Source organism: Micromonospora sp. NPDC005257, from assembly GCF_042872445.1.
Classification (GTDB): domain Bacteria; phylum Actinomycetota; class Actinomycetes; order Mycobacteriales; family Micromonosporaceae; genus Micromonospora.
Genome location: NZ_JBIAKL010000001.1, coordinates 444,704 through 470,875, shown reverse-complemented (window position 1 = coordinate 470,875; position 26,172 = coordinate 444,704). Strand labels below are relative to the sequence as shown.

Sequence of the window (26,172 nt, the reverse complement as noted above, 5' to 3'; positions counted from 1 at the left end):
ACGCAGGCGGCGGTCAGATGATCAGGTGGGTCCAGTAGGTGAGCCAGACCGCGAACAACGCGCCTTGCAACAGCGCCAGCGCGGCGGTGAGCCAGCCGTCGAGGCCGGGCCGCCGCGTCCAGCGGGCCAGCACGAACGCGACGGGGAAGACGGCGAGCAGGTAGCGCAGCAGACTCTTGTAGACCGGCGGCCCCATCGACAGCGGCACCAGCACCACGACGAGCGTGTAGACCAGGTACGGCCAGTCGGCCCGGCGGCGCAGCCCGACGACCGCCACCGCCACCATCGCCACCGCGATCCAGACCCGCAGGGCGTCGGCCGAGTTGTCGCCGGTCAGCGCGGACGTGGCCGTCGTGATCGGGTTCTGCAGCCGGATCCCCCAGCCGGTCTCCTGGGCGTGCTGGTAGGCGAACCAGTCGCCGCCCTGCCAGCGGCAGAACGCCATGAACGTCAGCCAGCCCGCCGGGACCAGCAGCAACGGCCAGCCCTGCCGCACCAGGCGCGGCCACCGGCGGGGCCCGGCCCGCCACCCGTGCTCGCGCAGCAGCACCAGCGCCAGCGGCACCATCACGAGGAAGCCGACCGAGCGGCTCATCGCCAGGAAGTAGCCGATCACTCCGACGAGCAGCGAGCGGCCTCGCTCGGCGTACCAGAAGGCGGCCAGCGCGAGGCAGACGAACAGCGACTCGGTGAGCGCCGCCTGGAACAGGAAGGCCGTCGGCAGGAGCAGCAGGTACCGGACCGCTCGCCGGCCGTCGCCCGGTTCCGCGCCGCCGACCAGCCGGCCCCCCAGCCGGTACGCGTAGTAGAGCTGGAACACCAGCGCCACGTTGCTGACCAGCAGCAGCGCCCAGGCGGTGTGCCCGCCGAGCAGCGGCGCGAGCGGCCGGGCCAGGAACGGGTAGAGCAGCGGGAAGCCGAAGTCGGTCCACGGCCGGTTCAGCGGCAACCGGGCCAGGTGGTCGTAGAGGAACGAGTCCCAGGCGAACCAGAGCGAGAACCAGCGGTGCGACGAGATCGCGCGCTGCTGCTCCCACATGCCGGTCTCGTCGGCCGGCGGCGTGCCCGGCACCCCGTCCCACGCGGCGAGCACCAGTACGCCGACCAGGCTGAGCACGAGCTTCGACCCGACGAAGACGGCGGCCACGAACCCCCACGGCTCGGGCACCCGGCGGACGACCGACGCCCCGCGCGACCACCCGGTACGGCCGGAGCGCGCCCCGCCGCCGAGGCCGGCGGCACGGTCGGGCCCGACCATGCCGTGCTCGACCGCAGTGCCGTGCTCGGCTGTGCGGTCGGGCGCGGGCTCAGCCGCCTCGCCACGCTCGGCCGCGCCGTCGGCGTCGGCCCGCCGCTCGTCCGCCATCGTCCTCCCACCGATCGACCCCGGCCGAACGCCCGGCCGGAAACCCGGCCCGCATTCCCCGTCCGGCCCCGCCCACACCCGTCTGCCCCGACCGGCACCACCCGCCCCGGCTCCCCCCTGCGCCGTCGATCATGAGGTTGGCGGCGACAAATCGGACGCCCCGCACCGTCAACTTCATGATCGACAGGGCGGGACGGGCTGTTGAGGGGTGGGACGAGCGGCAGATCGGTGGGGCCGGGCAGGTGAGGACCGCGGCGGGGCGGGTATGCGCGCTGCCGCATCGGCAGGCTGGCGGCGGGGGGGCGCGGACGGCATGGGAGGCGGTGACGGGACCGCGATCATCGGGGCGGGGCCGGCAGGGCTCACCGCCGCATACGAGCTGCTGCGGCACGGCGAGCCGGTCCGGGTCTACGAGGCCGACGACGTGGTGGGCGGGATCAGCCGGACGGTGGAGCGCGACGGGTGGCGCTTCGACATCGGCGGGCACCGCTTCTTCACCAAGGTGTCCCGGGTCGAGGACTTCTGGCACGAGATCCTGCCGGACGAGGACTTCCTGCTCCGGCCGCGGATGAGCCGGATCTACTACCGGGGCGCGCTGTTCGACTATCCGCTCAGCGCCGGCAACGCGCTGCGCAACCTCGGCCTGCTGGAGGCGGTGCGCTGCCTCGGCTCGTACGGCCGGGCCCGGCTGCGCCCGCCGAAGGACCAGTCGCACTTCGAGGGGTGGGTGTCGGCGCGGTTCGGCTGGCGGCTCTACTCGATCTTCTTCAAGACCTACACGGAGAAGGTCTGGGGGATGCCGGCGGACCAGTTGCAGGCCGACTGGGCCGCCCAGCGGATCAAGAACCTGTCGCTGGCCACGGCGATGCGCAACGCGCTGCTGCCCCGGCGCAACCGCACGGACGTGACCAGCCTGATCGAGGAGTTCCAGTACCCGAAGCACGGCCCGGGGATGATGTGGGAACGCTGCGCCGAGGAGGTCGCCAGGCGGGGCGGCACGGTACGCACCGGCGCCTGGGTGACCGAGGTGCACCGGGATCCGGCCGCGCGGCGGGCCACCGCCGTGACGGTCGCCGACGCGGGCGGGGAGCGCACCGAGCCGGCCGCGCACGTGATCTCCTCGATGCCGATCTCGGCGCTGGTGCGGGCGATGCGCCCGGAGGCGCCGCCCGAGGTGCGGGCCGCCGCCGACGACCTGCGGTACCGGGACTTCCTGACCGTGGCGCTCGTGGTGCCGGAGGAGTTCTCGTTCCCGGACAACTGGATCTACGTGCACGACCCGGCGGCCCGGGTGGGCCGGATCCAGAACTTCGGCTCATGGTCGCCGTACCTGGTCAAGGACAGCCGGACCTGCCTGGGGCTGGAGTACTTCGTGTTCGAGGGCGACGAGATGTGGCGGACGCCGGACGCCGAGCTGATCGCCTTCGCCACCGGCGAGCTGGAACGGCTCGGCCTGGTCAAAGCCGGCTGTGTGGAGGTCGGCTACGTGGTCCGGATGCCGAAGGCGTACCCGGTCTACGACGAGCGGTACCAGCGCAACGTCGACGTGATCCGGGACTGGCTGGCCGCCAACGTGCCGAACGTGCACCCGGTGGGCCGCAACGGCATGCACCGGTACAACAACGCCGACCACTCGATGCTCACCGCGATGCTGACCGCGGAGAACATCGCGCACGGCGCGGAGCACGACGTCTGGACCGTCAACGTGGAACAGGACTACCACGAGCAGCGCAGCCCGTCGCGGCACGGCACCGGCCGGGACGCGCCGGTCGTCCCGGCCCGGCGGTGAGGCGCCGCGCGTGAGGGTGGTCATAACGGCTGGACGGCCGCCAGTGTGGTGCTGCTAGCCTTCTGGGCAGGTCATGAGCGCCAGCGTCAAGCCCCGGCTCGCTGGCCGGCAACCCTCCTCCGCGGTGGGGTGCCCCGGGTGAAGACCAGGCACCGGCAGCCGCCGGTGCAAGCGTGGCCTGGCACCCAGGTCAGCACCAGACCAGGGAGACCGATGTCCGCACCACCCTCCACCCCCTCCGGCGACGTCGCCGCATGCCCGGCCCGCTTCGCGCTGGTCAAGCGCCGCCACGTCGACCTGATGCGGGTGTGCAGCGACGGCTGTAGCAGCGCGCGCTGAGCTGACGCCACCCCTTCTTTCCCCGATCCACCCTTCTCCGGCCCGGCCGTCCGTCCGGCGGGCCGGCGTCGACGCGCGCCGCGCGTCCGTCCACTCTGGAGAGACATCGTGCGTTTCCGTACCGTCCTGACCCGTGCCGCCGCCGTCGGCGCGGCGGCTCTGCTCGCCGTCACCGCGCTCACCGCCTGCGGCGGCGACGACACCGACGCGGCCGACAACCCGTACGGCCTGCTGCAGCCCGGCGTGATCCGCGCCGGCACGCTCACCGACGCCCCGCCGAACGTCTTCCTCAAGGACGGCGAGTTCACCGGCTTCGACAACGAACTGCTGCGCGCCGTGGCCGACAAGATCGGCCTGAAGGTGGAGTTCGTCGGCACCGACTTCTCCGCCCTGCTCGCCCAGGTCAACAGCGGCAAGTTCGACGTGGGCAGCTCCTCGATCACGATCACCGAGGCGCGGAAGAAGACGGTCGACTTCGGCAACGGCTACGACTTCGGCTACTTCGGCCTGGACGTGCCGGCCGGCTCCCCGATCACCGGCTTCGACCAGCTCGCCGGCAAGCGCGTGGTGGTGGTCCAGGGCACGGTGCAGGACGACTACGCCACCAGGCAGAACCTCGACCCGGTGCGGGTGCCGGACTACAACAGCGCGATCAACCAGCTCAAGGCCGGCACCGCGGACGCCTGGATCGCTCCGGCCGAGATCGGCGACAAGTCCGCCGCCGACAGCAACGGCAAGATCAGGATCGCGGCGAAGCAGCTCAGCCCCACCCCGACCGCGTACGCGGTGGCAAAGGGCGACGACAAGCTGCGCGAGGCGCTGAACAAGGGCCTGGACGAGGTCATCGCCGACGGCACGTGGAGCCGCCTGCAGGCCGAGTACTACCCGGGGCGCCCGGTCCCGGCCGACTTCAGGCCGGGCAGCGGGTCGGTGGCGGTGCCGTCGCCGACGGCCGCCTCCTGACCCGGTAACCGAGCACGAGCAGGGCGGACGGAGCGGACATGGATCCACTGAGCACCCTCTGGGAGACGTTCTTCGACTGGGACTCGATGCGCGAGGCGTTGCCCGAGATGCTCACCGTCGGGCTGCCCAACACGCTGACCCTGGCGGTCTCCGCCGCCCTGCTCGGTTCGGTGCTGGGCATGCTGCTGGCCGTCGCTGGCATCTCGCGTACCCGATGGTTGCGGTGGCCGGCGCGGGTCTACACCGACGTGTTCCGCGGCCTGCCGGCCGCGGCGACCATCCTGCTCATCGGCGTGGGCCTGGCGCCGCTGGGCATGCGGGTGTGGGGGCCGAACCCCTATCCGCTGGGCGTGCTGGCGCTGTCGCTGATCGCCTCGGCCTACCTCGGCGAGATCTTCCGAGCCGGCATCCTGAGCGTGGAGGCCGCCCAGTTGGAGGGCGCACGGGCGCTGGGCTTCTCCTGGGGTGAGGCGATGCGCCTGGTGATCATCCCGCAGGGCGTACGCCGGGTCCTGCCCGCCTGGGTCAACCAGCTCATCTCGCTGATCAAGGACTCCAGCCTGGTCTACTTCCTCGGCCTGCTGGCCAGCCAGCGGGAGTTGTTCCGGATCGGGCAGGACTACGCGGCGAACACCGGCAACCAGTCCGCGCTGCTGCTGGCCGGGTTGTTCTACCTGCTGCTGACCGTGCCGCTGACCCACGCGGTCAACTGGCTGGACCGGCGCCTGCGGCAGGGCCGCCCGGCCGCGCCGCCCGAGCCCGAGCCGGACGACGAGCCGGCCGGCCTGACCCCGTCCGGAAAGGACCCGCGATGACCACCACGACCTCGGTCAGCCTGGCCGTCCGCGACGTGCACCTGGCCTTCGGCGCGCACCGGGTGCTGCGCGGCGCGGACCTGGACGTGGCCCGGGGCCGGGCGGCCTGCGTGATCGGCCCGTCCGGCTCCGGCAAGTCGACACTGCTGCGCACCATCAACCGGCTGATCGAGCCGGACCGGGGTGACGTGCTGCTGGACGGGCGCAGCGTGCTGCGCGACGACCCGGACGCGCTGCGCCAGCGCATCGGCATGGTGTTCCAGCAGTTCAACCTGTTCCCGCACCTGAGCGTGCTGCGCAACATCACGCTGGCGTTGCGCAAGCTCAAGAAGCTGAGCGAGGACGAGGCGGTGTCGCTCGCCCGCGCCCAGCTCGACCTGGTCGGCCTGGCCGGAAAGGCGGACGCGCGGCCGGCGCAGCTCTCCGGCGGCCAGCAGCAGCGCGTCGCCATCGCGCGGGCGCTCGCGCTGCGCCCGCAGGTGATGCTGTTCGACGAGGCGACCAGCGCGCTGGACCCGGAGCTGGTAAAGGGCGTGCTCGCGGTGATGGCGGACCTGGCCGCCGCCGGGATGACCATGGTCGTGGTGACGCACGAGATGGGCTTCGCGCGCAGCGTCGCCGACACCGTGGCGTTCATGGACGCGGGCGTGGTGCTGGAGGCCGGGCCGCCGGAGGCGGTGTTCGAGGCGCCGGAGCATCCCCGGCTGCGGCGTTTCCTGTCCCAGGTGCTCTGACGCGCCCGGCGCGGTGAAGCGCCGCGTCAGCCCTTCACCGCGCCGATCAGCACGCCCTTGACGAAGTGCCGCTGGATGAACGGATAGACGGCGACGATCGGCGCGACGGTCAGCACCACCACCGCCATCTTGACCGCCTCGGTCGGCGGCATGGTCACCCCGCTGCTCGCGCCGGAGGTGTGCGGGGCCTGCCCGGCCAGCAGGTAGCTCTGCAGCACCCGCTGGATCGGGTACATGTCGTTGCGGTCGATGAACAGCAGCGCGTCGAACCAGACGTTCCAGTAGCTGACCGTGTAGAACAGGCCGACCACGGCGATCACCGCGCGGGACAGCGGCAGCACGATGCGCGCGAGCGTACGGAAGTCGCTCGCGCCGTCGATGCGGGCGCTGTCCAGCAGCTCCGACGGGATGCCCTGGAAGAACCCGCGCACCACGACCAGATTGAACACGCTGATCGCCGGCGGCAGGACCAGCGCCCAGATGGTGTCCTTCAGGCCCAGCCCGGTGACCACCAGGTAGCGCGGCACCAGCGGCGGGTAGACCAGGAACGGGATCAGGAAGTACGCGAGCAGCCAGCGGTGCCCCAGCGAGCCCGGCCGGGACAGCCCGTACGCGGCGAGCACGGTGACCGTCAACGCGATGGCGGTGCCGAAGACGGTCACCAGCGTGCTGATCCACAGCGCCCGGGTGACCGCGCCACCGGCGAAGATGGTCTCGTACGCCGAGGTGTCGACGCCCCGGGGTACGACCACCAGGCCGCCGGCCCGCGCGATGGTCTCCCGGGAGGAGAGGCTGGTCACCAGGATCACCCAGAGCGGGAACAGCACGCCCGCCACCAGCACGGTGAGCAGGACGGCCTTGAGCCCCTGCCCGAGCGGGGTGGGCGGTTCCTGCCACACCGCCCGGCGGGATCGGTCGCCGGCGGCCCGGCGGATGAGCGTGGTCATGACTTCGAGTAGATCCCTCGTTCGCCGAGCATGTGCGCCACCCGGTTCGCGGCCAGGATGAGAACCAGCCCGATGACGGCCTTGAACAGTCCGGCCGCCGCGCCGTAGCCGTAGTTCCCGGTGGCGATGGAGAAGTGGTAGACGAAGGTGTCGAGCACCTCGGCGGCCTGCCGGCCGACGGCGTCGCGTTGCAGCAGGAACTGCTCGAAGCCGACCGAGAGCGCGTCGCCCAGGCGCAGGATGAGCAGCAGCACGATCACCGGCCGCAGGCCGGGCAGCGTGATGTGCCACAGCCGCCGCCACCGGCCGGCGCCGTCCGCGGCGGCGGCCTCGTAGAGGTTCTGGTCGATGGTGGACAGCGCGGCCAGGAAGACGATCGTGCCCCAGCCGATGTCCTTCCACACCGCCTCGACGGTGACCAGGACGATGAACGTGTCCGGGTTGGTCATCACGTTCCACGGCTGCATCCCGGCCTCACGCATGCTCTGCGCGAGCAGCCCGGCACCGCCGAGCATCGCCACGAAGAACGTCACCACCAGCACCCAGCTGAAGAAGTGCGGCAGGTAGACGATGGTCTGGATCAGTCCCCGCAGCCGGCTGGACAGCAGGTTGTGCAGCGCGATCGCCAGCAGGATCGGCAGCGGGAAGAAGAACACGAGCTGGAACGCGGTGATCGCCAGCGTGTTGCGGAACGCGTCCCAGAACGCCGGGTCGTCGAACAGGAGCTGGAACTGCCCGAAGCCGATCCAGTCGCTGTGCAGGAACGCCTGCCACGGGTTGTCGCCCAGGTAGGGGTTGTAGTCCTGGAAGGCGATCACGTTACCGGCGATCGGCAGGTAGCTGAAGATCAGCAGGATGAGGAAGCCGGGCGCCACCATGGCGAGCAGTTGCCAGTCCCGGCGCAGCCGGGTGCGCAGCGGCACCCGGCGACGGGACGGGCGGCGGCGGGGCGGGCGGCCCGGTGGGGCCGGCGCGTCCGGCCGGGTCCGCTCGGACCCGGCCAGGACGGCCGGCTCGTTCACCGGCCCTCCTTGGGCAGCGAGTCGGCGAGCAGCTTGCGGGCCTCCTCGCCGCCGTTCGCCTTCCACTCCGCGACGATGCCGTCCACGTCGGCGATCGGACGGCGACCCCGCAGCACGTCGGTGAACTTGTCCTCGGTGGGCACCTGGTTGGCCTTGTACGCGGCCGGCATCTCCAGCTTCACTCCCGCCCAGGGGTTGGGTTCCATGTGCTTCACCATCTCGTTGGAGTACGCGAGCACGTCCGGCACGAAGCGCGGGGTGTCCGGGAACGGCCCGATGGTGGGGTTGCGGCCGCTGATGAAGAAGTACTGGTTGGCGATCTCCTTGAACGCCAGGTCGGTCTTCACCGGGCCGTTCGGCGACGGGGTGTGGTGCTTGCCCGCGACGCCGAAGTCCCGGAGCTGCGCCTCCTGGCTGCCGAGCGGCGCGGAGCACCAGTTGATGATCCGCAGCAGTTCCTGGACCCGGTCCTTGCCGAGCCCCTTCTTGACGAACGTGTAGGAGATCGGCTCGTCGTCGCCCCAGACCAGCGGGTCGCCGCCGGTGGCGGAGAAGATCGGCACCGGCTGGATGTTCAGCTTGGGGTTGGTCTTCTGGTGCTCGGCCTGGGCGCCCTGCCAGAAGCCGACGCCGTCCTGGTGGAACACGATCGCGCCGCTCTTGGCGAACAGTTGCTTGGCGTCCGCGCCCCTGCTGGCCACGATGTCCGGGTGGACCAGGCCGTCGGCGTAGATCTTGGCCATCACCTCGAGCGCGCGGCGGAACTCTGGGGTCTCGTACTTGAACTCGGGGGTGCCGTCAGACTTGACCCGCCATCCGCCCTTGTGGCCCGGCACCCGGTGGAACATCTGGATCATGGCGAAGACGTCGTTGAACGCCCACACCTTGCGCGCCGGGTCGGTGACCTGCTTGGCCACGGCGAGCAGGTCGTCCAGGTTCGCCGGCACGGCCAGGCCGCGCGCGTCGAGCAGGTCCTTGCGGGTGAACAGCGCCCAGGGGAACGGCCCGTCCGTGGGGTTGGGCACGGACATGATCCGCTCGTTCCAGACCGCGCGCCGCCAGGCCCCGGTGGGAAAGCTCGCCAGCATCGGGTACGTGGCGGCGGCGTCGCCCTTCAGGTGGTCGGTCAGGTCCTCGAAGAGCACCTTGATCGCCTCGGCGAAGCGCGGGATCTTCTCCACCTCCCACCCCGGCACGCACAACAGGTCGGGCACGTCCCGCGCGCCGAGCATGGCGTTGAGCTTGTCGGCGTACGTGGCGCCGTCCTGGATGGTGAAGTTGACCGGGGTGCCCAGCTCGGCGTTGACCGCCTGGAGGTAGGCGCTCTGCGCCACCCCGGGCGGTGCCGGGCCCCAGGCGGGGGTCATCGCGGTGACCTGCTTACCGCTGGTGCCGGGCTTGTCGGTGATGGCGTCGACGAGGTTCGCCGGGTAGCTGGTGTAGCCGTCGGGCACCGGGCGGGTGCCCACGATGTCGGGCTTGACGGCCCCGGGCAGGTCCTTGCGGGTGGGCAGCAGGCCGGAGACGGCGTCGAGGTCCTGGGCGGCGCCGGAGCCGGACGGCTTCTCCGAGCAGCCGGCGAGCAGCGGGCCGGTGGCGGTGGCGGCCACGCCGAGGCCGACCATGCCGAGGAAGCGGCGGCGGGATGAGCCCGGGTCGGGGTGGTGCGCGGTCATCGGTCCCCCTTCGGGAAGGGAAGCGCAGCGGATTAGTTCGTATGGATGGTCAACAAACTAATCACGACCGTGAGCTTGCACAAGGGCGGACCGGATCAGACGGGCGGTCAGGCCGGGCAGCGGTCGGACAGCGCGTAGCGGGTGAGGACCACGTCGCCGATCTGGCGCACCTCGACCACCCGGGCCCGGCGCCCCGGGTGCCACGGGAAGCGGCCGTCCCCGACGAACCGCGGCGCCCGCCCGTCCCCCACGAAGAACGGCGCCACCACCAGGTGCAACTCGTCCGCCAGGCCGGCGGTCAGGAACTGGCGGTGCATCGACCCGCCGCCCTCCACCATCAGGCGCGTCACCCCGCGCCCGGCCAGGTCGGCCACCACCGCCTCCGGGGTGGCCGGATCCCCCGCGTCGACCACCGTCGACACCGCGCCCACCTGCTCGCGTGCCTTGTCCACCACGCCGCTCGGGCAGTACACCAGCTTGAGCCCGTCGCCGGTGGTGAAGAACCGCGCCCCCGGATCGAGGTCGCCGCTGCCGGTGACTGTCACCTTCACCGGCGACGGCGGCAACCCGCGCGCCGCCCGCTCGGCCCGCCGGTGCTCGCTGCGCACCAGCAGGCGGGGGTCGTCGCGACGCACGGTGGCCGCGCCCACCAGGATCGCGTCGCACCCGGCCCGGGTGGCGTCGACCCGGTCCAGGTCGTCGTCGTTCGACAGCAGCAGCCGCTCGGCGCTGGCGTCGTCGATGTAGCCGTCGATCGACATCGCGCAGCTGAGCAGCACGTACGGGCGGGTGGTCACGGCACGAACGGCAGGTCGAGGGCGTGGTCGGCGCGGGTCACCTTGGCCGCCAGATAGCCGGCGTTCGCCGGGGACAGGTGCACGCCGGTGGACACCCGGTCGGCCACCGTCACGCCCAGCCGTTCGATCTGGGCCGCCTTGTCCGGGTTGTTGCTGAGCAGGGCCACCCGGTCCACGCCCAGCGCGGCGAGCATCTGCGCGGCCACCGTGTAGTCGCGCTCGTCGGCGCCGCGCCCGAGCGCCAGGTTCGCCTCGTACGTGTCCAGCCCGTCGTCCTGCAGGGCGTACGCGTCGAGCTTGGCGTACAGGCCGATGCCGCGCCCCTCCTGCCGCAGGTAGAGCAGGTAGCCACCGGCCTCGGCGATGCGCTGCACCGCCTCGCGCAACTGCGGCCCGCAGTCGCAGCGCTGGCTGCCGAACACGTCCCCGGTGAGGCACTCGCTGTGCGGGCGGACCAGCGGCGGGTCGGCGTCGGTGTGCTCACCGAGCCCGAACGCCAGGTGCTCGCGTCCGTCGACGAGACCGTGGAAGGTGTGCACGCGGGCCGTGGTCACGTAGCCGTCGGGGAACCGGAGCGGAACCGTCACGCGGGTCCGGACCGTCGCGGTGGGCAGCGTTTTGTCCATGGTTCTCCTGTCGTCCGGTCGCCGGGCGGACCCGGCGACGCACACCTCGCTCCCCCACCGTAGGCGGGATCACCGACAGTTGCCGGGCTCGGGCCGGGGCATCCGCCGTGCCAGCAGCACCGCGGCGCCCGGCAGGCTGGCCACCAGGACCAGCGCGCCGTACACGGTGCCGGCCGCCACACCCTGTGCGGCGGTCAGCCCGGCCGAGGCGAACGCCCACGCGGCCACCCCCTCGCGCGGCCCGAAACCGCCCACGTTCAGCGGCACCGCCATGGCCATCAGGGCGAGCAGCGTCAGCGGCAGCAGGTGCGACAGCGGGGCATCAGCGCCGGCCGTGCGGGCGGCCACCACGAACGTGGCCAGGTGACCGGCGAACACCACAGTCGAGGCGACCACCACACCGGCCCAGGTCCGGCGGCCCAGCAGCCCGGACCGGACGTCGGCGACCGCGGTCCGGGCGGCGCGGGCCCAGCGCGACGCGCCGGAGCGGGGCACCGCGCGGGCGGCGAGCACCAGCGCGAGCGCGACCACGGCGAGCGCGGCGGCCAGCGCGGGCAGGTACCGGCGCACCGGCGACGGGAACGCGGCGAGCAGTGCCACAGCGATGACCACCTGCACCACCTGCCCGGCGGTGCGTTCCCAGACCACCGCCCGCACGCCCCGGGCCACGTCCCCGGCGTCGCGACCGTGCCGGACCGCCCGGTGCACGTCGCCGAGCACGCCACCGGGCAGCGTGGAGTTCAGGAAGACCGCCCGGTAGCAGTGCGCCACCGCCGCGCCCATCGGCAGCCGTACGCCCAGCCCACCGGCGACAAGCGACCAGCGCCAGGCGCAGCAGACGGTGGTGACCACACCGATGCCGAGCGCGGCGGCCAGCGCGGGCGCGTCGATCAGCCGCAGCCCGGCCAGGAATGGGCCGGTGCCCACCGACGCGACGAGCGCGGCGAGCACCGCGAGTCCGAGCAGCGGACGTACCCATGCTCCGTTCAGCCGGGCCCGGCGCGGCCGGGCCGGTAAGGATGCGACGGCCGGTACGGGCCCGGCGACGGCGACGTGTGACAAACGGTCCTCCCTTGTTCCCACCGGTTGTCACGTGCCAGCGACCGGTACGGTTCAGCCGGCGAGCAGGTCGGCGTGGTGCAGCACCACCCCGAGCCGTCCGGCGGCGGCCTCGGCGAGCCGCCACTTGTGATACGTCGCGGAGGGCCCGGACAGATGCGGTCGTTCCTCGATCGCCGCGCCGACCCACCCGGTGAGCCACTCGGCGGCCAGCTCCGCCTGCTCCGGGCCGAGCCGCCACGGGGCCGGCCGCACCACCGTCTCGACGCCGTGGCGGCGGAACGCGGCCACCGTCACGTCCAGGGCATCCGGGCCGAGCAGGACCCGGCCGTCGACGGTACGGCGCTGGTGGGCGTTGAATGCGGCGGTCAGCTCGGCGTCGAGCGGGTCCGGCGGGGTGAACTCGACCCGCCCGGTCACGGTGAGCGCGAACAGCGTCGGGTGGCCGGCGCAGGCCGCCGCCATCCGCTCGACCTCCTCGGCGGTGAGCATGTCCAGCAGCGCGGACGCGGTGACCAGGTGCGCGTCGGCCAGGTCGGCGGCGGTCAGCCGGGTGACGTCGGAGCCACGCGTGGTCACGGTGACCTCGGCGCCGTCGGCAGCGGTGAGCCCTCCGGCCCGGGCCAGCGCGAGCAGGTCCGCGTCGCGTTCGTGCAGCACCCAGCGTTGCGGGCCGGGCAGCCGGGGCGCCAGCCAGCGGGCCATCGAGCCGGTGCCGCTGCCCAGGTCGTGCACGACGAGCGGGCGGCCGGCAGGCAGCCGGTCGCGGACCGCGTCGGCCAGCTCGGCGCTGCGGGCCGCCGCGTCGGCGGGCTCCCGCAGTCGCAGCCAGTCCGCGAAGCCGGGCGGGAGTGAGGTGGTCATGCCGCTGTCGCCTCCTTCAGTGCCGTCGCCAGCCGGTCCACTGTGGCCGGCCAGCCGGTGAGGGTGTGCCGCCGCTGCCGGGCGGCGTGGCGCAGCCGGTCCCGCAGGCCGGCGTCGGTGAGCCAGCGGCGCAGCGCCGCGGCGGTCGCGCCCGGATCGGCCGGTGGCACCAGCAGGCCGGGCCGGTCGCCGCCGGGGGCGTGCCCGAGCGTGTCCGGCAGGCCGCCGGTGTCGCTGGCCAGCACCGGTACGCCCCGGGCCAGCGCCTCGGTGACCACCATTCCGTACGTCTCCCGCCGGGAGGGCTGAACCAGCAGATCGGCGGCGGCGTACGTGGCGGCCAGGTCGGTGCCGGCGCGCGGCCCGGTCAGCCGGACCCGTCCGCCGAGGCCGGTGGCGTCGAGGCGCCCGCGCAACCCCTCGGCGAACGCCCGGTCCCGGTCCAGCGGACCCACCCAGTCGCAGGTCCAGTCCAGGTCCGCCACCTCGGCGAGCGCGTCGGCCAGCACGTCGTGGCCCTTGACCGCGGTGACCGCCGCGACGCAGAGCAGCCGTCCCCCGCCGGGCGTGCCGGCGGCGACCGGCGCCGGGTCGACGCCGGGCGGGGCGACCGCCACCCGCTGCGGTGGCAGCGCGTACCGGTCGAGCAGGCGGCGCCGGGTCCACTCGCTGGTCGCGACCACGGCGGTGGCCGCCGCCAGCGACCGTGCCTCCGTCTCGCCCTCGATCGGCAGGTGCACCAGGACGACCAGGCGCAGCCGCGCGGCGTGCGGGGCGAGGACGTCCGGCACGGTCGAGGCCACCAGGCCGTCGAGCAGCACCGGTACGCCATCGGGCAGCCCGCCGAGCAGGCCGGCCAGGCCGGCGCGCTCCCGTGGCCCGGGGTGCGGCCAGCCGCCGGGCACCTGGTGTTCGCGTACCGTCCAGCCGCGTTCGGCCAGGCCCCGGCAGACCTGGCGGTCGTAGGCGTTGCCGCCGCTGGGGTCCGCCGGGTCGTCGATGTCGCCCGGCAGCACCACGTGAACGACGCTCATCCGGTCAGAGCGACCGCTCGTAGCTCGCCCAGGCGATGTGCGACTCGTGCAGGGTGACGGTGATCCCGGTCAGGCCGCGCGCGCCCTCCCCCAGCCGGCCGGCCGCCACCGCGTCGGCGAGCCGGTCGGCCACCGTGCGGGCCAGCACCTCGGTGGTGGTGTTCACCCCGGTGAAGGCGGACTCGTCGTCGAGATTGCGGTAGTTCAGCTCGCCGAGCACGGCCTTGAGCTGCTCGGTGGCCAGCCCGATGTCGACCACGATCCCGTCGTCGTCCAGCTCCGGCCGGCGGAACGTGGCGTCGACGACGAACGTCGCGCCGTGCAGTCGCTGGGCGGGGCCGAAGACCTCGCCGCGGAAGCTGTGGGCGACCATGATGTGGTCCCGGACGGTCACGCTGAACACGTTCACTCCTCGCCGTAGGTGATGAGATGGCACAGCGCCGGCAGACGGCCCGAGGCGAGCCGCTCCAGCACGTCGGGCAGGTCGTCGAAGCGGGAGCGGCCGGTGAGCAGCGCGTCGAACGCCGGGTCGGCCAGCAGGTCCAGGGCGAGCGCGAGCCGGTCGGCGTAGCTGCGGTCGGCCCGCCGGGGCGACACGGTGCCGACCTGGCTGCTGCGGATGCCCAGCCGTCGGGAGTGGAACGCGCCGCCCAGCGCCAGCGTGACCGGCCGGTCGCCGTACCAGCTCAGCTCCAGCACGGTGCCCTCCGGGCGCAGCAGCTCCAGGCCGCGTTGCAGCCCGTCGGCGGTGGCGCTGGCGTGCACCACCAGGTCGCGCTCCCCGGTGGCGTCGGCGGGGGTGGCGAAGCCGGCGCCGAGCGCGGCGGCCACCTCGGCGCGGGCCGGGTCGGCGTCGACCAGTTCGACGCGTACGCCGGGGAAGCGGGCCAGCAACGCGGTCACCGCACAGCCGACCATGCCGCCGCCGATCACCGTGACCCGGTCGCCGACCAGCGGCGCGGCGTCCCACAGCGCGTTCACCGCGGTCTCCACGGTGCCGGCCAGCACCGCGCGCTGCGCCGGCACGCCGTCCGGCACGACAGTCACGGCGTCGGCCGGGACCACGTACGCGCTCTGGTGCGGGTAGAGGCAGAAGACGGTACGGCCGAGCAGCCGCTCGTCGCCCGCCTCGACGGTGCCGACGCTGAGGTAGCCGTACTTCACCGGTGCCGGGAAATCGCCCTCCTGGAACGGCGCACGCATGGCGGCGTGCTGGTCGGCCGGGACGCGCCCGGTGAAGACCAGCGTCTCGGTGCCGCGGCTGACCCCGGAGAAGCGGGTACGGACAAGCACCTCGCCCGGGCCGGGCGGGGCGAGCCGGACCGGCCGGATCTCGCCCTCACCGGGGGCACGGAGCCAGAACGCGTGGGCGTCGACCGTCACGAACTCTCCTCTTCCCCGCATTCCGACCGAGTTGTCGATCATAAACACGGAAGCGGGGCGCCAGCGGTTCGAACCGCCCGCGACCCGGTGCTCAGGCGGCGCGCCGGCGCTGCTCCGTACGCCAGGTCTCGGACTCGGCCCGGCCGTCGTGCCGGTCCCCGGCCAGCTCCATGGCCCGGTGGGCCGCGGTCAGCGCGTCACACGGCGCGACCTGGCCGTCACACAGCAGGCTCTCGCACCGGCCGGACTCGTCGGGCCGGTGGGCGGCGGCAACGTCGTACGCGGCACGCCACAGCAACGGATCGGTCACGCCCTGTGGCAGAGCGGCGTCCTGACTGGACCTGTTGCGGATCGTGTCGGGCACCGTGTTCCCCTTTGCGTCGTCGCTACCGTCCCAGTGACCGGTTGAGCGCAGATCAAACCTCTCACCTGCGCACACGTCCTGACCAGCGGTGTTTGTCACGCCGGATAGGCACGCGTCTCGGCTGCCTTGACCGCTGCCCAGACCGGCCGGCCGGGGATCAGTCCGAGATGGGCCGCCGCGGCGGGCGTGACGTCGGCGGCCATCTCGACCGGCCCGGTGAGCTGCACGCGCAGGTTGTCGCCGTGGCGCTGCACGCCGGTCACGGTGGCCGCCCAGACGTTGCGCGGGCTCCCCTCGGGCCGGGAGGGGTGCAGCGCCACGGCCGACGGCGGGTACGCCACGAACGCGTCACCGTGGACGGTGTCGGCGACGGTGAGCGTCAGCTCACCGACAGTGACCGAACGCCCGTCGGCGTGGCCGCGGTGCAGGTTGAGACCGACGAGCCGGGCCACGTAGTCGGTGCGTGGCCGGGCCGTGACGGTGGCGGCGTCGCCCTCCTGCACGACCCGCCCGTCCTCCACGATGACCAGTCGGTCGGCGAGCACCAGGGCGTCGAGGGGGTCGTGCGTGACCAGGAGCGTCGCGCCGGGGTGCGCGCCCAGGTGGCGCTGGAGTTCGGCGCGGGTGTCCAGCCGGGTCCGCGCGTCGAGCGCGGCCAGGGGCTCGTCGAGCAGCAGCAGGGCCGGGTCGACGGCGAGCGCGCGGGCCAGGGCGACCCGCTGGGCCTGACCGCCGGAGAGCTGCCGGGGCCGGCGGCGGGCCTGGTCGCCGAGGCCGACCCGGTCCAGCCACCGTTGGGCCAGGGCGCGGGCGGCGCGCTTGTCGGCGCCCCGGCGGCGCGGTCCGAACGCCACGTTGTCCAGCGCGCTGAGGTGCGGGAACAGCAGGTAGTCCTGGAACACCACGCCGACGGGCCGCCGCTCCGGCGGCGTCCACACCCGGCGCCCGGGCCGGTCCAGGTCGGCGCCGTCGAGCGTGAGATGCCCGGCGCGCAGCGGGTGCAGCCCGGCGAGCACCCGCAGCGCCGTGGTCTTGCCGGCGCCGTTGGGGCCGAGCAGCGCCACCACCTCACCGGCGGCGATGCGCAGCGGCACGTCGAGGGTGAAGCCGTCCCGCTCGGCGACCAGATGCGCGTCCAGCATCACCGTCATGTGCTGCCGACCCACTTGTCGCGCAGCGCGGCGAGGATGACCACAGAGACGGTGAGCAGGATCAGGCTCAGCACGATCGCGGCCTGTAGGTCGGTCTCCAGCGCCAGGTAGACCGCCAGCGGCATGGTCTGGGTGCGGCCGGGATAGTTGCCGGCGAACGTGATGGTGGCGCCGAACTCACCGAGGGCGCGCGCCCAGCAGAGCACCGCCCCTGCCGCCACGCCCGGGGCGACGAGCGGCAGCGTGACCCGGGTGAAGGTGGTGAACCGCCCGGCGCCGAGCGTGGCGGCGGCCTCCTCGTACCGGGGGTCGGCTCCGCGCAGCGCCCCCTCGACGGCGATGACCAGGAACGGCATGGCCACGAACGCCTCGGCCAGCACCACCCCGGCGGTGGTGAACGGCAGCGTCACCCCGAACGTCTCGTCCAGCCACGACCCGATCAGCCCGCGCCGGCCGAAGACCAGCAGCAGCGCCACGCCGCCGACCACCGGCGGCAGCACCAGCGGCACGGTGACCAGCGCCCGGACCAGCCGTCGGCCGGGGAACTCCACGCGGGCCAGCAGCCAGGCCAGGGGTACGCCGAGCGCCACGCAGAGCAGCGTGGCGACGGTGGCGGTCTCCAGGGACAGCCGCAGCGCGGTGAGCACACCCGGCTCGGTCAGCCGCCGGGGCAGCGTGGTCCACGGCGCGCGGAGCAGCAGACCGGCGAGCGGCAGGACGAGGAAGGTCAGGCCGAGCCCGGCGGGCACGAGCAGGGCCACCGGCACCCGCTGCCGGCGTACGGTGCGGCTCATGCGCCGGGCGGCGCCTGGAACCCGGCGGCGGTGAGCACGGCGAGCCCGGCGTCGGAGCGGACGAAGTCGACGAAGGCGCGGGCGCCGGCCGGGTTGCCGGCGGCGCGCAGCACCACGATCGGGTAGTCGTTCACCGCGCGTGCGGACTCGGGGAACTCGACCGCGTCGAGCCCAGGTGCGGCGCGGACGTCGGTGCGGTAGACCAGCGCGGCGTCGACCTCGCCGAGGCGCAGCTTGGCCAGCGCGCCCTTGACGTCCTGTTCGAGCGTGGCGGGGGTGAGCCGCACACCGGCGGCGTCCAGCGCGGTGCGCGCGGCGGCGCCGCAGGGCACCTGCTCCGCGCAGAGCGCCACCTTGACGCCGGGACGGGCGAGGTCGGCCAGGCCGCCGACCCGGGCCGGGTTGCCCCGGGGCACGGCGACGACGAGCTGGTTGCGTACCAGCACCGCCGGTTCACCCGCCGCGTCACCGGCGTCGGTGACCGTCTTCATGGTGGCCGGGGACGCGGCGGCGAACACGTCGGCCGGTGCGCCCTGGGTGATCTGGGTGGCCAGCCCGGAGCTGCCGCCGAAGTTGAACCTGACGGTGCTGCCCGGGTGCGCGGCCTGGTACTCCTTGCCGAGCGTGGTGAACGACTCGGTGAGCGAGGCGGCGGCGAACACGGTCACCGGACCGGTCCCGTCGGGTCCGGCCGGTTCGTCGGCTCCGCCGCAGGCGGCCAGGCCGAGCGCCGCCACCAGCCCGGCGGCGAGCGCGGCGCGGATCCACCGTACGGTCACGGGCCTGTCCTTCCCCTCGGGTTGACGGCGCGTTCGACCACCACGGTGGTCGACTTGATCACCGCGACGGCGACGGAGCCGACCTGGAGGTCGAGGTCGTCGACGGCCTCACGGCTCATCAGCGACACCACCCGGAACGGCCCGGCCTGGATGTCCACCTGGGCCATCACGGTGTCCTTGACGACGGCGGTGACGATGCCGCGCAGCCGGTTGCGGGCCGAGGACAGCTCGGGGTGGCCGGGGGCGCGGACGAACGCGGCCACGTCCGCGCCGTCGAGCACCCGGTGGCCGTGCTCGTCGCGGCTGGCCGGCAGCTTGCCGGCGTCGATCCAGCGGCGGACCGTGTCCGCGCTGACCCCGAGCAACTCCGCCGCCTCGCCGATCCGGAACACCGTCACGCCGCCCACCCTAGCGGCCCGCAGGTGCGAGCTGGAAGGGGCACAGCGGCTTGCATCCGCGAACCGTCCGGCCACTCAGGAACCGGAACTGCGGTTCAGTCGACCGGCGCGATCCGGACCCGGCGCAGCAGTTGGGCGTTGAGCGCGACCACGATGGTGGAGGCGGACATCAGCACCGCGCCCAGCGCCGGGCTGAGCGCGATCCCCGCCCACGCGAGGACACCGGCGGCGAGCGGAATCGCCACCACGTTGTAGCCGGCCGCCCAGGCCAGGTTCTGCCGCATCTTCCGGTACGACGCGCGGGACAGCCGGATCACGCCGCCCACGCCGCGCGGGTCGGAGCCGGCCAGCACCACCCCGGCGGACTCGATCGCCACGTCGGTGCCGGCGCCGATGGCCAGGCCGACGTCGGCGCGGGCGAGCGCCGGTGCGTCGTTCACGCCGTCGCCGACCATCGCCACGGTCAGGCCGCGCTCGCGCAACCCGGCCACCGCCTTGTCCTTGTCGGCCGGGAGGACCTCGGCGAACACCTCGTCGACGCCGGGCCGGAAACCGAGGTCGGCGGCGACCGCCTCGGCGACCGGGCGCGCGTCGCCGGTGATCATCACGATCTTGCGTACGCCGAGGTCGCGCAGCTCGGCCACGGCGGCCCGCGCCTCCGGGCGGACCTGGTCCTCCAGCCCGAACGCGGCGGTCACCTCGGGCGGGCCGCCCTCGGGCAGCCGGATCAGGTGCAGCACCGCCGCACCGCGGCCCGACCACTCCCGCGCGGCCCGGGCCAGGTCGTCCGGCACCGCGGCGTCGAGTTCGCGCAGCAGCGCCGGCCCGCCGACCGCCCAGTCCACGCCGTCCACAGCGGCGCGCACACCCCGGCCGGCAAGTGCTCGGAAGCCGCACGCGGCGGGACGGGCGCCGCGGGCGTCGGCGGCGGCGACCAGCGCCCGGGCCAGCGGGTGCTCGCTGTCGGCCTCCACCGCGCCGGCCAGGGCCAGGGCGCTCGTTTCGTCCATCCCGCCGGTGGTGGCCACCCCGGTCACCGTGTGCCGGCCGGTGGTGAGCGTGCCGGTCTTGTCGAACAGGACCGTGTCGACGGTGCGCATCCGCTCCAGCGCGAGCCGGTCCTTGACCAGGATGCCGGCGCGGGCCGACAGCGCTGTGGACAGCGCCACCACCAGCGGGATGGCCAGGCCGAGCGCGTGCGGGCAGGCGATCACCAGCACGGTCACGGTGCGTACCACCGCCTGGTCGGGGTCGCCGAGCAGCGCCCAGACCGCGAACGTGGCCAGGCCGGCGAACGCCGCCAGGTAGAACAGCAGCGCGGCGAACCGGTCGGCGAGCACCTGCGCGCGTCCGCCGGACGCCTGCGCCTCGGCCACCAGCCGTCCGATTCCGGCCAGCGCGGTGTCCGCGCCGACCGCCTCGACGCGTACCCGGAGGGTGGAGTCGGTGGCCACGGTGCCGGCGACCACCCGGTCTCCGGCGGCGCGGGCCACCGGCCGCGACTCCCCGGTGATCATCGACTCGTCCAGTTCGGCGGCGCCCTCGACGACCCGGCCGTCGGCCGGCACCCGCCCGCCGGGGCGCACCAGCACCAGATCGCCCACGTGCAGCTCGGCGACCGGCACCGGATGCGGCCGCCCGGCCTCGTCCAGGCGTTCGGCGTCGTCGGGCAGCAGCGCCGCGAGGGCGCCGAGCGCGCCGCGCGCCTGCCCGACCGCCCGCATCTCCTGCCAGTGACCGAGCAGCATGATGGTCACCAGTGCGGCCAGCTCCCACCAGAAGTCCAGGTCGAACAGGCCGAGGCTGGTGGCGGCCGAGGCGAGATACGCCACCACGATCGCCATCGAGATCAGCAGCATCATCCCGGGGCTGCGTTCGCGCAGCTCACGCAGCCCGCCGGTGAGGAACGGCCAGCCGCCGTAGGCGAACACGACGGTGCCGAGCACCGGGCCGACCCAGCGCACGCCGGGGAAGTCCAGCGAGTAGCCGAACCAGTCCATCACCATGTGGCTGGTGGCGACGATCGGCACGGTGAGCGCCAGGCTCAGCCAGAACCGGCGGCGGAACTGCTCCGGGTCGTGCCCGGCGTGCGCGCCGCCGTGGCCGCCGTGGCCGCCGTGGTGGCCGGTGTCGTGGCCGCCGTGGCGGCCAGGTCCGTGCTCCATCGAACGTCACCTCCGCCGACCACCATACCCCCAGGGGGTAATCGGCGGCGTCCGGTCAGCGCTGGGGCCGGGCACCCACGCTCGGCCGGTCCACCGGAGGGCGGCCCTGCCAGGGCCAGCGGCCGTCCAGCTCCACCTCGAGGGAGAAGCTGAGGAACGTGCGGACCAGCACGATCAGCGCCAGCACACCGACGCTGGTGAACGTCGGCGACACCGCGACCGTACGGATGATGTCGCCGCCGACCAGGAACTCCAGGCCGAGCAGGATGGCCCGGCCGACCCCCTGCCGGTACGCCCGGTAGTGCGCGACCACCGCCCGGGTCCGGGCGCAGCGCACCGCGAACACCGCCGTGGCGACCGCGACGCCGGCCGCGATGACGAGCACCCCGGCCAGGTCCAGCAGCGCCCCGACGTGCTGGACGATCTCCTTCGTCGACACCCGGCACCCCCGCCCCAGCCTGGCGTACGGCCGGTAGCGGGGGTGGCGTTTCCGCGCTCCCGGGCGACGGGAGGGCTCAGTCCTGGGCCTGCCAGCGGTAGAAGACGGTGGCCAGCGAGTCCTGCGGGCCCTGCCACTGCTCCGGCCGGTACGGCTCGATGTACGGGCCGAGATCCTGCATCACCTTGCCGAAGGCCGGCTTGTCGCCGTGCCGGTCCCGGGTCGCCTCGGCCGCCGACGACTCCTGTTCGAGCAGGTGCACGTACACGTCGTCGATGGAGTAGAGCCACCGCCCGGTGACGCCGAGGTCGGCCGGGAGCGAACCGGCGTCGGACTCGGCGAAGACCCGCGCGACGTCCGGTTCGGCGCCGGGCTTGATCCGCCCGACGATCACGGTGAGCGTGGTGTCGGCGGGCGGCTCGCCCTCGGGCGCCCAGTGGTAGAACTCCTTCGCCACCGAGTCCGACGGGTTCTTCCAGTAGCGCGGGTACGGAGTCACGTACGGGCCGATCTCCTCGGCGATCTTCTGGAAGGCGGGCAGCCCTCGGGTCTGCCCGGAGATACGCGGGTCCTGCTCCCGCTCGATCACGTGGATGTAGAGATCGTGGTGGGACAGCAGGTACCGGCCGATGACGCCCAGATCCTGCGGGCGGGTGGCCTGGTCGTAGTGGCCGAACACGCCGCCGACGATCTGCTCGCTGCCGGGGACCATGTGACAGACGATCACGTTGCGGAAGACCATGACTGCTCCTTGGTGATTGCGACGGGGGCGGCGGCGCGAGGTGGCGGCGCCGTCAGACGGTGAAGGTGACAGGCAGTTCCAGCAGACCGCGGAACGGCGAGGCGGCGGGGAGCCGGCGTACCTCGGCGAGCGGCACGCCCAGGCGCAGGCCGGGCAGCCGGCGCAGCAGCGCGCCGAGCGCGAGTTCGGCCTCCATCCGGGCCAGCGAGACGCCCAGGCAGTAGTGGACGCCGTGCCCGAAACCGAGGTGCGGGCCCCGGACCCGGCGCAGGTCCAGCCGGTCCGGGTCGGCGAAGTGCGCCGGGTCGTGGTTGGCCGCGTTTATCGCCACCCCGACGATCGCGCCGCGCGGGATGCGTACGCCCTGGTAGTCGACGTCCTCGGTGGCGATGCGCGGGCTGGCCACCGGCAGCGGCCCGTCGAAGCGCAGCAGCTCCTCGATCGCCGCGGGCAGCAGGCGCGGCGAGTCGCGCAGCAACTCCATCTGCTCGGGGTGGGTGAGCAGGGCCAGCACGGCGTTGCCGAGGAAGTCGGCGGTGGTCTGGTGCCCGGCGAACAGCAGCAGGAACGTGGTGGTGACCAGCTCCGCCTCGGACAGCGTCCCGTCGCGGTCGACCGCCTTGATGAGCGCGGCGATGATGTCGTCGGCCGGGTCGTCGCGCTTGGCGCGGACCAGGTCCGCCAGGTAGTGGTGCAACCGGAGCTGGGCCTCCTGCACCGCTGCCCGTTCCTGCTCCGGCGGCCGGCTGCCGGAGCCGGAGGTGCGGATGACCTGGGTCCAGTCGAGCACCCGGTCGTGGTCGGCCGGCGGCACCCCGAGCAGTTCGCAGATGACTGTCATCGGCAGCGGGATGGCGAACTCGTGCATCAGGTCCGCCTCGCCGTGCGGCGCCATCTTGTCGATGAGCTGCTCGACGATCGACGCCACCCGGGGGCGCAGCGCCTCGATCCGCCGGGGCGCGAACGCCTGCGACACCACCCGGCGCAGCCGGGTGTGCTCGGGCGGGTCGGAGTTGAGCATGTTGCGGTTCAGGCCCTCGGAGTTCGGGCCGAAGATCTTCAGGTAGTGCTGCTCCGGGCCGTACAGGTCCTTGGACAGGCGCGGGTCGGTCAGCGCGGTGCGCGCGTCGTCGAAGCGGGTGATCAGCCAGGAGTCGAAGCGCGGCGAGCCGACCGGGCAGACCGGCCGGTCCGCGCGCAGCCGGGCCAGCGCGGGGTACGGGTCGGCCGCGAACGCGTCGGTGTAGAGCTGGCTCGCCGGCACCACGTCGTCGGTCATCGCCCCTCCCTCATCTCGCCGGTCACGCTGTGCAGCACCTGGTAGGTGTGCCGGTCGGCGGACTCGCGCAGCTCGCGGATGATGCTCAGCAGCCGGTCGCGGTGCGTGCTGCGGCCGAACGCGTCCAGCCGCTCGCGGTCCGCCCAGTCGCTGATGATCAGGTAGCTGCGCGGGTCGTCGGCGTCGCGGACCAGGTCCTGGTGCAGGCAGCCGTCGAGCGTGCGGATCTGTTCGGCGGCGGTGAGCCACTCGGCCTCGAAGCGCTCCTCGCAGCCCTCCCGGGTCCGCATCGACAGCACCGTCCGGACCCGGCTCACCTCGCGCTCCCGAACACCAGGTGCAGGTGCTTGCGCAGCGCGTCCGGGTCGACCGGGGCACCCCGAAACCCGACGTGCCCGTCCGGGCGGATCAGGTACAGGCCGGTGCCGTCCAGCCCGTACGCGGCGCGGAAGCGGCGCCCGGCGTCACGCACCACTGGCGGGTCGAGCAGTCGCGGCTCGTCGGCGTCCGGGTCGAGCAGCAGGTACGCGTCGAGTTCCCCACCGGCGAGCCGGCGCGCGTCGGCGCACAGGCCGGTGAACGCGGCCAGCTCCCCCGCGTCGGCCGTGCGGTCGGCGTAGAGCAGCAGCGCGTGCCGGGTGCCCCGGGTCAGGTCGCGCAGCCGCAGCGGGTGGCCCACCCCGCGCCGTCGCAGCCCGTCCACGTCGGGCGCGATGTCACCGGGGCGGGGCGCGTCGCCGAGCGCGGCCGGGTCGGCGACGGTCTCCCCGACCAGCGGGCTGCCGGCGTAACTGAGCAGCATCGACATCTCCTGGAGGAACTGCCGTTCCAGGTCGGCGCGGTCCACCTCCTCGGTGCCGGCCATCCGTACCGCCCGACCGACGATCTCCTCGCCCTCCGGGCGGCGCTCGGTCTCGTAGCTGTCCAGCAGACCGGGCGCGGCGAGCCCGCGTACCGCCAGCGCCAGCTTCCAGGCCAGGTTCCAGGTGTCCTCGATGCCGGTGTTCATGCCCTGGCCACCGGCGGGCGGATGCAGATGGGCGGCGTCCCCGGCGACGAACACGCGGCCGTCGCGGTAGCGGTCGACGATGCCGTGGCTGATCCGGAACACCGACGACCAGCGCAGGTTGGTCGCCCGGGTGCCAGGTGGCGCGAGGCGGTCCAGCGCGGCCTGCACGTCCTCGATGGTCGGCTCGTCGAGCTCCTCGCTGAAACCGGGCGGGGCGTCGCGCCCGCCGGTCTGGGCGAAGAACCGGGGCGGGGCCAGGGTGGCGATGCGGTAGCGGTGCTCGCCGCGCAGCGGCACACAGACGAGCATCCCGTCCATCTGCCCGTCGGTCATGTGCAGGAACCGCAGCAGGTGCCCGTCCGGCATGTCCCAGTCCACGTCGACGTCCACCAGCATGAACAGTTGCGGGAACCGGCCCAGCCCGCCGGTGAAGGTGAGCCCGAGCCGCTCCCGTACCCGGCTGTGCGCGCCGTCGGCGCCGACCAGGTACGCCGCGCGTACCGTCTCGGTGCCGCCGTCGGCGGTGCGGACGGTGGCTGTCACACCGTCGGCGTCCTGGGTGAAGTCCACGAGTTCGGCGCCACGCTGCGGGCGCACCCCGAGTGTGGCCAGCCGGCCGGTGAGGATCCGCTCGGTCTCGTACTGGGGCAGCCCGAGGTGGGCGTACGGCAGGCCGGGCAGCTCCCAGCTCATCCGGTGGGTCTGCGCGCCGTTGACGAAGACCATGTTGCCGGTGAGCCAGATGCCGGCGTCCATGGCCTCCCGGACGACGTCCTGTTCCTCCCAGATCTCCATCGTGCGGCAGTGCACGCCGATCGCCTTGTCCGCGTGGCCGGGCGGGGTGACCTGTTTGTCGATCACCAGGCAGCCGATGCCCCGCCGGGCCAGTTCGACGGCGGCGGTCAGCCCGGTGGGTCCCGCCCCGACGACGAGTACGTCTGTTGTCCTGTGCACGTCGGCCTCCCAGCCCGTAGTGGGGTGTCGGCGGCCGTCCACGTCGGGAACGACGTGGAACAGCCGACGCCGGATGTCGAGAAGGAACGGCGCGATCGGCCCGGCCTGCGCGGAGGCGTGGGCCGGGTCACCGATCCAGGCGAGGAACGGCGCGCGGCCGTCCCACTCGGCGAAGATGTGGTGGATGTCCGAACCGGGCTGGCGCAGCAACTGCTCGCGGCGGTAACCGGGGATGGCGGTCATCCGCCGGAGCACCTCGGGGTAGCCGCGGTGGAACTCGGCGAGCCGGTCGAGCGGCACGGTCAGCTCGACGTCCACGTAGACCGGGCCGTCGCCGTCCCCGGTCTCCCGCAGAAGCGGATATCCGGGATCGTCGGCCGGCTCGGTCAGCGGCCGGAGCAGGTCGGCCAGGCGGGCCGCCACCGGCCCCCGCCGGTACGCGCGCAGCGCCACCTCGTCGGTCCATTCGGTGACGACGACGAAGCCGCGCGGGTCGAGGGCGTCGCGCAGCAACTCGTGCCGCAGGTTGCCGGCCAGCGCGCCGAGCTGCCCGGCGACCGTCTCGAACGCCGGTCCGACCGCGGGCTCGCAGCCGGGGCGCGCGCGCAGCCGGAGCATCGTTCTGATCATGCAGCCCCCTCGGACGGTGCCGTCGTCGTGCCGCGACCCTGCCGCAGCGCGCGT

Annotated in this window: 27 protein-coding genes and 1 riboswitch; of the genes, 5 read left to right on the top strand and 22 right to left on the bottom strand. The window is 73.6% G+C overall.

The annotated features are described in order from the left end of the window. Positions 1-13: 13 nt before the first annotated feature. Complete coding sequence (locus ACFYO8_RS01825; protein ID WP_387188579.1) at positions 14-1,366, bottom strand: hypothetical protein; 1,353 nt, start codon at positions 1,364-1,366, stop codon at positions 14-16. Between the two features lie 313 nt (positions 1,367-1,679). Here ACFYO8_RS01825 and ACFYO8_RS01820 point away from each other — a divergent pair, with 313 nt between their 5' ends. From ACFYO8_RS01820 to ACFYO8_RS01800, 5 genes are all read left to right on the top strand, one after another. Beyond that, positions 1,680-3,155, top strand: a complete 1,476-nt coding sequence (locus tag ACFYO8_RS01820; RefSeq protein WP_354863916.1) for an NAD(P)/FAD-dependent oxidoreductase — start codon at positions 1,680-1,682, stop codon at positions 3,153-3,155. A gap of 69 nt (positions 3,156-3,224) precedes the next feature. After that, positions 3,225-3,335, top strand: a riboswitch (SAM riboswitch). Between the two features lie 33 nt (positions 3,336-3,368). Then, positions 3,369-3,494, top strand: a complete 126-nt coding sequence (locus ACFYO8_RS01815; protein ID WP_354863917.1) for a hypothetical protein — start codon at positions 3,369-3,371, stop codon at positions 3,492-3,494. Positions 3,495-3,602: 108 nt separating this feature from the next. Next, positions 3,603-4,457, top strand: a complete 855-nt coding sequence (locus ACFYO8_RS01810; protein ID WP_354863919.1) for an ABC transporter substrate-binding protein — start codon at positions 3,603-3,605, stop codon at positions 4,455-4,457. A 38-nt stretch (positions 4,458-4,495) separates the two neighbouring features. Then, positions 4,496-5,272, top strand: a complete 777-nt coding sequence (locus ACFYO8_RS01805) for an amino acid ABC transporter permease (RefSeq protein WP_354863921.1) — start codon at positions 4,496-4,498, stop codon at positions 5,270-5,272. After that, positions 5,269-6,006 (top strand): amino acid ABC transporter ATP-binding protein, encoded by a 738-nt coding sequence (locus tag ACFYO8_RS01800; RefSeq protein ID WP_354863923.1) that lies wholly within the window; start codon positions 5,269-5,271, stop codon positions 6,004-6,006. The genes ACFYO8_RS01805 and ACFYO8_RS01800 overlap by 4 nt, the downstream gene beginning before the upstream one ends. A 26-nt stretch (positions 6,007-6,032) precedes the next feature. On the opposite strand, the gene ACFYO8_RS01795 is transcribed toward ACFYO8_RS01800, so the two are convergent. The 21 genes from ACFYO8_RS01795 to ACFYO8_RS01695 form a co-directional block, all read right to left on the bottom strand. Then, on the bottom strand, positions 6,033-6,953 hold the full coding sequence (locus ACFYO8_RS01795) for a carbohydrate ABC transporter permease (RefSeq protein WP_354863925.1): 921 nt from the start codon (positions 6,951-6,953) through the stop codon (positions 6,033-6,035). Then, complete coding sequence (locus ACFYO8_RS01790) at positions 6,950-7,975, bottom strand: ABC transporter permease subunit (RefSeq protein WP_354863927.1); 1,026 nt, start codon at positions 7,973-7,975, stop codon at positions 6,950-6,952. The genes ACFYO8_RS01795 and ACFYO8_RS01790 overlap by 4 nt, the downstream gene beginning before the upstream one ends. After that, positions 7,972-9,651 (bottom strand): extracellular solute-binding protein, encoded by a 1,680-nt coding sequence (locus ACFYO8_RS01785; RefSeq protein ID WP_354863929.1) that lies wholly within the window; start codon positions 9,649-9,651, stop codon positions 7,972-7,974. Before ACFYO8_RS01785 ends, ACFYO8_RS01790 begins: the two co-directional genes overlap by 4 nt. Before the next feature lie 107 nt (positions 9,652-9,758). Next, positions 9,759-10,448, bottom strand: coding sequence for a RibD family protein (locus ACFYO8_RS01780; RefSeq protein ID WP_354863931.1), 690 nt, complete (start codon positions 10,446-10,448; stop codon positions 9,759-9,761). After that, on the bottom strand, positions 10,445-11,074 hold the full coding sequence (ribA, locus tag ACFYO8_RS01775; RefSeq protein ID WP_354863933.1) for a GTP cyclohydrolase II: 630 nt from the start codon (positions 11,072-11,074) through the stop codon (positions 10,445-10,447). The genes ACFYO8_RS01780 and ribA overlap by 4 nt, the downstream gene beginning before the upstream one ends. 69 nt (positions 11,075-11,143) lie before the next feature. Next, the gene (locus ACFYO8_RS01770; protein ID WP_354864488.1) at positions 11,144-12,064 is read right to left on the bottom strand and encodes a lysylphosphatidylglycerol synthase transmembrane domain-containing protein; all 921 of its coding nucleotides are present in this window, start codon (positions 12,062-12,064) and stop codon (positions 11,144-11,146) included. A gap of 123 nt (positions 12,065-12,187) precedes the next feature. Then, a complete protein-coding gene (locus ACFYO8_RS01765; RefSeq protein WP_354863935.1) occupies positions 12,188-12,997 on the bottom strand; it encodes a class I SAM-dependent methyltransferase in 810 nt (269 codons plus the stop codon). Next, positions 12,994-14,031 carry a glycosyltransferase family 4 protein gene (locus ACFYO8_RS01760; RefSeq protein WP_354863937.1) on the bottom strand — a complete coding sequence of 346 codons (1,038 nt, stop codon included), beginning with the start codon at positions 14,029-14,031 and terminating at the stop codon, positions 12,994-12,996. Before ACFYO8_RS01760 ends, ACFYO8_RS01765 begins: the two co-directional genes overlap by 4 nt. Positions 14,032-14,035: 4 nt before the next feature. Beyond that, entirely contained in the window at positions 14,036-14,434 is a 399-nt protein-coding gene (locus ACFYO8_RS01755; protein ID WP_030499242.1) for a 6-carboxytetrahydropterin synthase, read from the bottom strand. Between the two features lie 2 nt (positions 14,435-14,436). Beyond that, complete coding sequence (locus tag ACFYO8_RS01750; protein ID WP_387188584.1) at positions 14,437-15,456, bottom strand: zinc-binding alcohol dehydrogenase; 1,020 nt, start codon at positions 15,454-15,456, stop codon at positions 14,437-14,439. Positions 15,457-15,505: 49 nt separating this feature from the next. Then, positions 15,506-15,778: a hypothetical protein gene (locus tag ACFYO8_RS01745; protein WP_354863941.1), complete on the bottom strand. Its 273-nt coding sequence runs from the start codon at positions 15,776-15,778 to the stop codon at positions 15,506-15,508. Positions 15,779-15,873: 95 nt separating this feature from the next. Beyond that, positions 15,874-16,929, bottom strand: coding sequence for an ABC transporter ATP-binding protein (locus tag ACFYO8_RS01740; RefSeq protein ID WP_354863943.1), 1,056 nt, complete (start codon positions 16,927-16,929; stop codon positions 15,874-15,876). After that, positions 16,926-17,723, bottom strand: coding sequence for an ABC transporter permease (locus tag ACFYO8_RS01735; RefSeq protein ID WP_354863945.1), 798 nt, complete (start codon positions 17,721-17,723; stop codon positions 16,926-16,928). The genes ACFYO8_RS01740 and ACFYO8_RS01735 overlap by 4 nt, the downstream gene beginning before the upstream one ends. Beyond that, a complete protein-coding gene (modA, locus tag ACFYO8_RS01730) occupies positions 17,720-18,502 on the bottom strand; it encodes a molybdate ABC transporter substrate-binding protein (protein ID WP_387188588.1) in 783 nt (260 codons plus the stop codon). Before modA ends, ACFYO8_RS01735 begins: the two co-directional genes overlap by 4 nt. Then, entirely contained in the window at positions 18,499-18,900 is a 402-nt protein-coding gene (locus tag ACFYO8_RS01725; protein WP_354863949.1) for a MerR family DNA-binding transcriptional regulator, read from the bottom strand. Before ACFYO8_RS01725 ends, modA begins: the two co-directional genes overlap by 4 nt. Positions 18,901-18,995: 95 nt before the next feature. Continuing rightward, a complete protein-coding gene (locus tag ACFYO8_RS01720; RefSeq protein WP_387188590.1) occupies positions 18,996-21,065 on the bottom strand; it encodes a heavy metal translocating P-type ATPase in 2,070 nt (689 codons plus the stop codon). Between the two features lie 55 nt (positions 21,066-21,120). Further along, the gene (locus ACFYO8_RS01715) at positions 21,121-21,504 is read right to left on the bottom strand and encodes a DUF1622 domain-containing protein (protein ID WP_354863953.1); all 384 of its coding nucleotides are present in this window, start codon (positions 21,502-21,504) and stop codon (positions 21,121-21,123) included. Between the two features lie 76 nt (positions 21,505-21,580). Further along, complete coding sequence (locus ACFYO8_RS01710) at positions 21,581-22,246, bottom strand: TcmI family type II polyketide cyclase (RefSeq protein WP_354863955.1); 666 nt, start codon at positions 22,244-22,246, stop codon at positions 21,581-21,583. A 52-nt stretch (positions 22,247-22,298) separates the two neighbouring features. Beyond that, positions 22,299-23,525: a cytochrome P450 gene (locus ACFYO8_RS01705; RefSeq protein WP_354863957.1), complete on the bottom strand. Its 1,227-nt coding sequence runs from the start codon at positions 23,523-23,525 to the stop codon at positions 22,299-22,301. Next, complete coding sequence (locus ACFYO8_RS01700; RefSeq protein WP_354863959.1) at positions 23,522-23,842, bottom strand: antibiotic biosynthesis monooxygenase family protein; 321 nt, start codon at positions 23,840-23,842, stop codon at positions 23,522-23,524. The genes ACFYO8_RS01705 and ACFYO8_RS01700 overlap by 4 nt, the downstream gene beginning before the upstream one ends. After that, positions 23,839-26,118: an FAD-dependent oxidoreductase gene (locus ACFYO8_RS01695; RefSeq protein ID WP_354863961.1), complete on the bottom strand. Its 2,280-nt coding sequence runs from the start codon at positions 26,116-26,118 to the stop codon at positions 23,839-23,841. Before ACFYO8_RS01695 ends, ACFYO8_RS01700 begins: the two co-directional genes overlap by 4 nt. Between the last annotated feature and the right edge of the window lie 54 nt (positions 26,119-26,172).

Bases quoted from the DNA above. Each gene is read 5' to 3' on its own strand.
- ACFYO8_RS01705 (WP_354863957.1), bottom strand. From the start codon at position 23,525: ATGACCGACGACGTGGTGCCGGCGAGCCAGCTCTACACCGACGCGTTC.
- ACFYO8_RS01760 (WP_354863937.1), bottom strand. From the start codon at position 14,031: ATGAGCGTCGTTCACGTGGTGCTGCCGGGCGACATCGACGACCCGGCG.
- ACFYO8_RS01740 (WP_354863943.1), bottom strand. From the start codon at position 16,929: ATGACGGTGATGCTGGACGCGCATCTGGTCGCCGAGCGGGACGGCTTC.
- ACFYO8_RS01785 (WP_354863929.1), bottom strand. From the start codon at position 9,651: ATGACCGCGCACCACCCCGACCCGGGCTCATCCCGCCGCCGCTTCCTC.
- ACFYO8_RS01710 (WP_354863955.1), bottom strand. From the start codon at position 22,246: ATGGTCTTCCGCAACGTGATCGTCTGTCACATGGTCCCCGGCAGCGAG.
- ACFYO8_RS01750 (WP_387188584.1), bottom strand. From the start codon at position 15,456: ATGATCGACAACTCGGTCGGAATGCGGGGAAGAGGAGAGTTCGTGACG.
- ACFYO8_RS01765 (WP_354863935.1), bottom strand. From the start codon at position 12,997: ATGACCACCTCACTCCCGCCCGGCTTCGCGGACTGGCTGCGACTGCGG.
- ACFYO8_RS01825 (WP_387188579.1), bottom strand. From the start codon at position 1,366: ATGGCGGACGAGCGGCGGGCCGACGCCGACGGCGCGGCCGAGCGTGGC.
- ACFYO8_RS01820 (WP_354863916.1), top strand. From the start codon at position 1,680: ATGGGAGGCGGTGACGGGACCGCGATCATCGGGGCGGGGCCGGCAGGG.
- ACFYO8_RS01795 (WP_354863925.1), bottom strand. From the start codon at position 6,953: ATGACCACGCTCATCCGCCGGGCCGCCGGCGACCGATCCCGCCGGGCG.
- ACFYO8_RS01805 (WP_354863921.1), top strand. From the start codon at position 4,496: ATGGATCCACTGAGCACCCTCTGGGAGACGTTCTTCGACTGGGACTCG.
- ACFYO8_RS01720 (WP_387188590.1), bottom strand. From the start codon at position 21,065: ATGGAGCACGGACCTGGCCGCCACGGCGGCCACGACACCGGCCACCAC.
- ribA (WP_354863933.1), bottom strand. From the start codon at position 11,074: ATGGACAAAACGCTGCCCACCGCGACGGTCCGGACCCGCGTGACGGTT.
- ACFYO8_RS01695 (WP_354863961.1), bottom strand. From the start codon at position 26,118: ATGATCAGAACGATGCTCCGGCTGCGCGCGCGCCCCGGCTGCGAGCCC.
- ACFYO8_RS01800 (WP_354863923.1), top strand. From the start codon at position 5,269: ATGACCACCACGACCTCGGTCAGCCTGGCCGTCCGCGACGTGCACCTG.
- ACFYO8_RS01735 (WP_354863945.1), bottom strand. From the start codon at position 17,723: ATGAGCCGCACCGTACGCCGGCAGCGGGTGCCGGTGGCCCTGCTCGTG.
- ACFYO8_RS01815 (WP_354863917.1), top strand. From the start codon at position 3,369: ATGTCCGCACCACCCTCCACCCCCTCCGGCGACGTCGCCGCATGCCCG.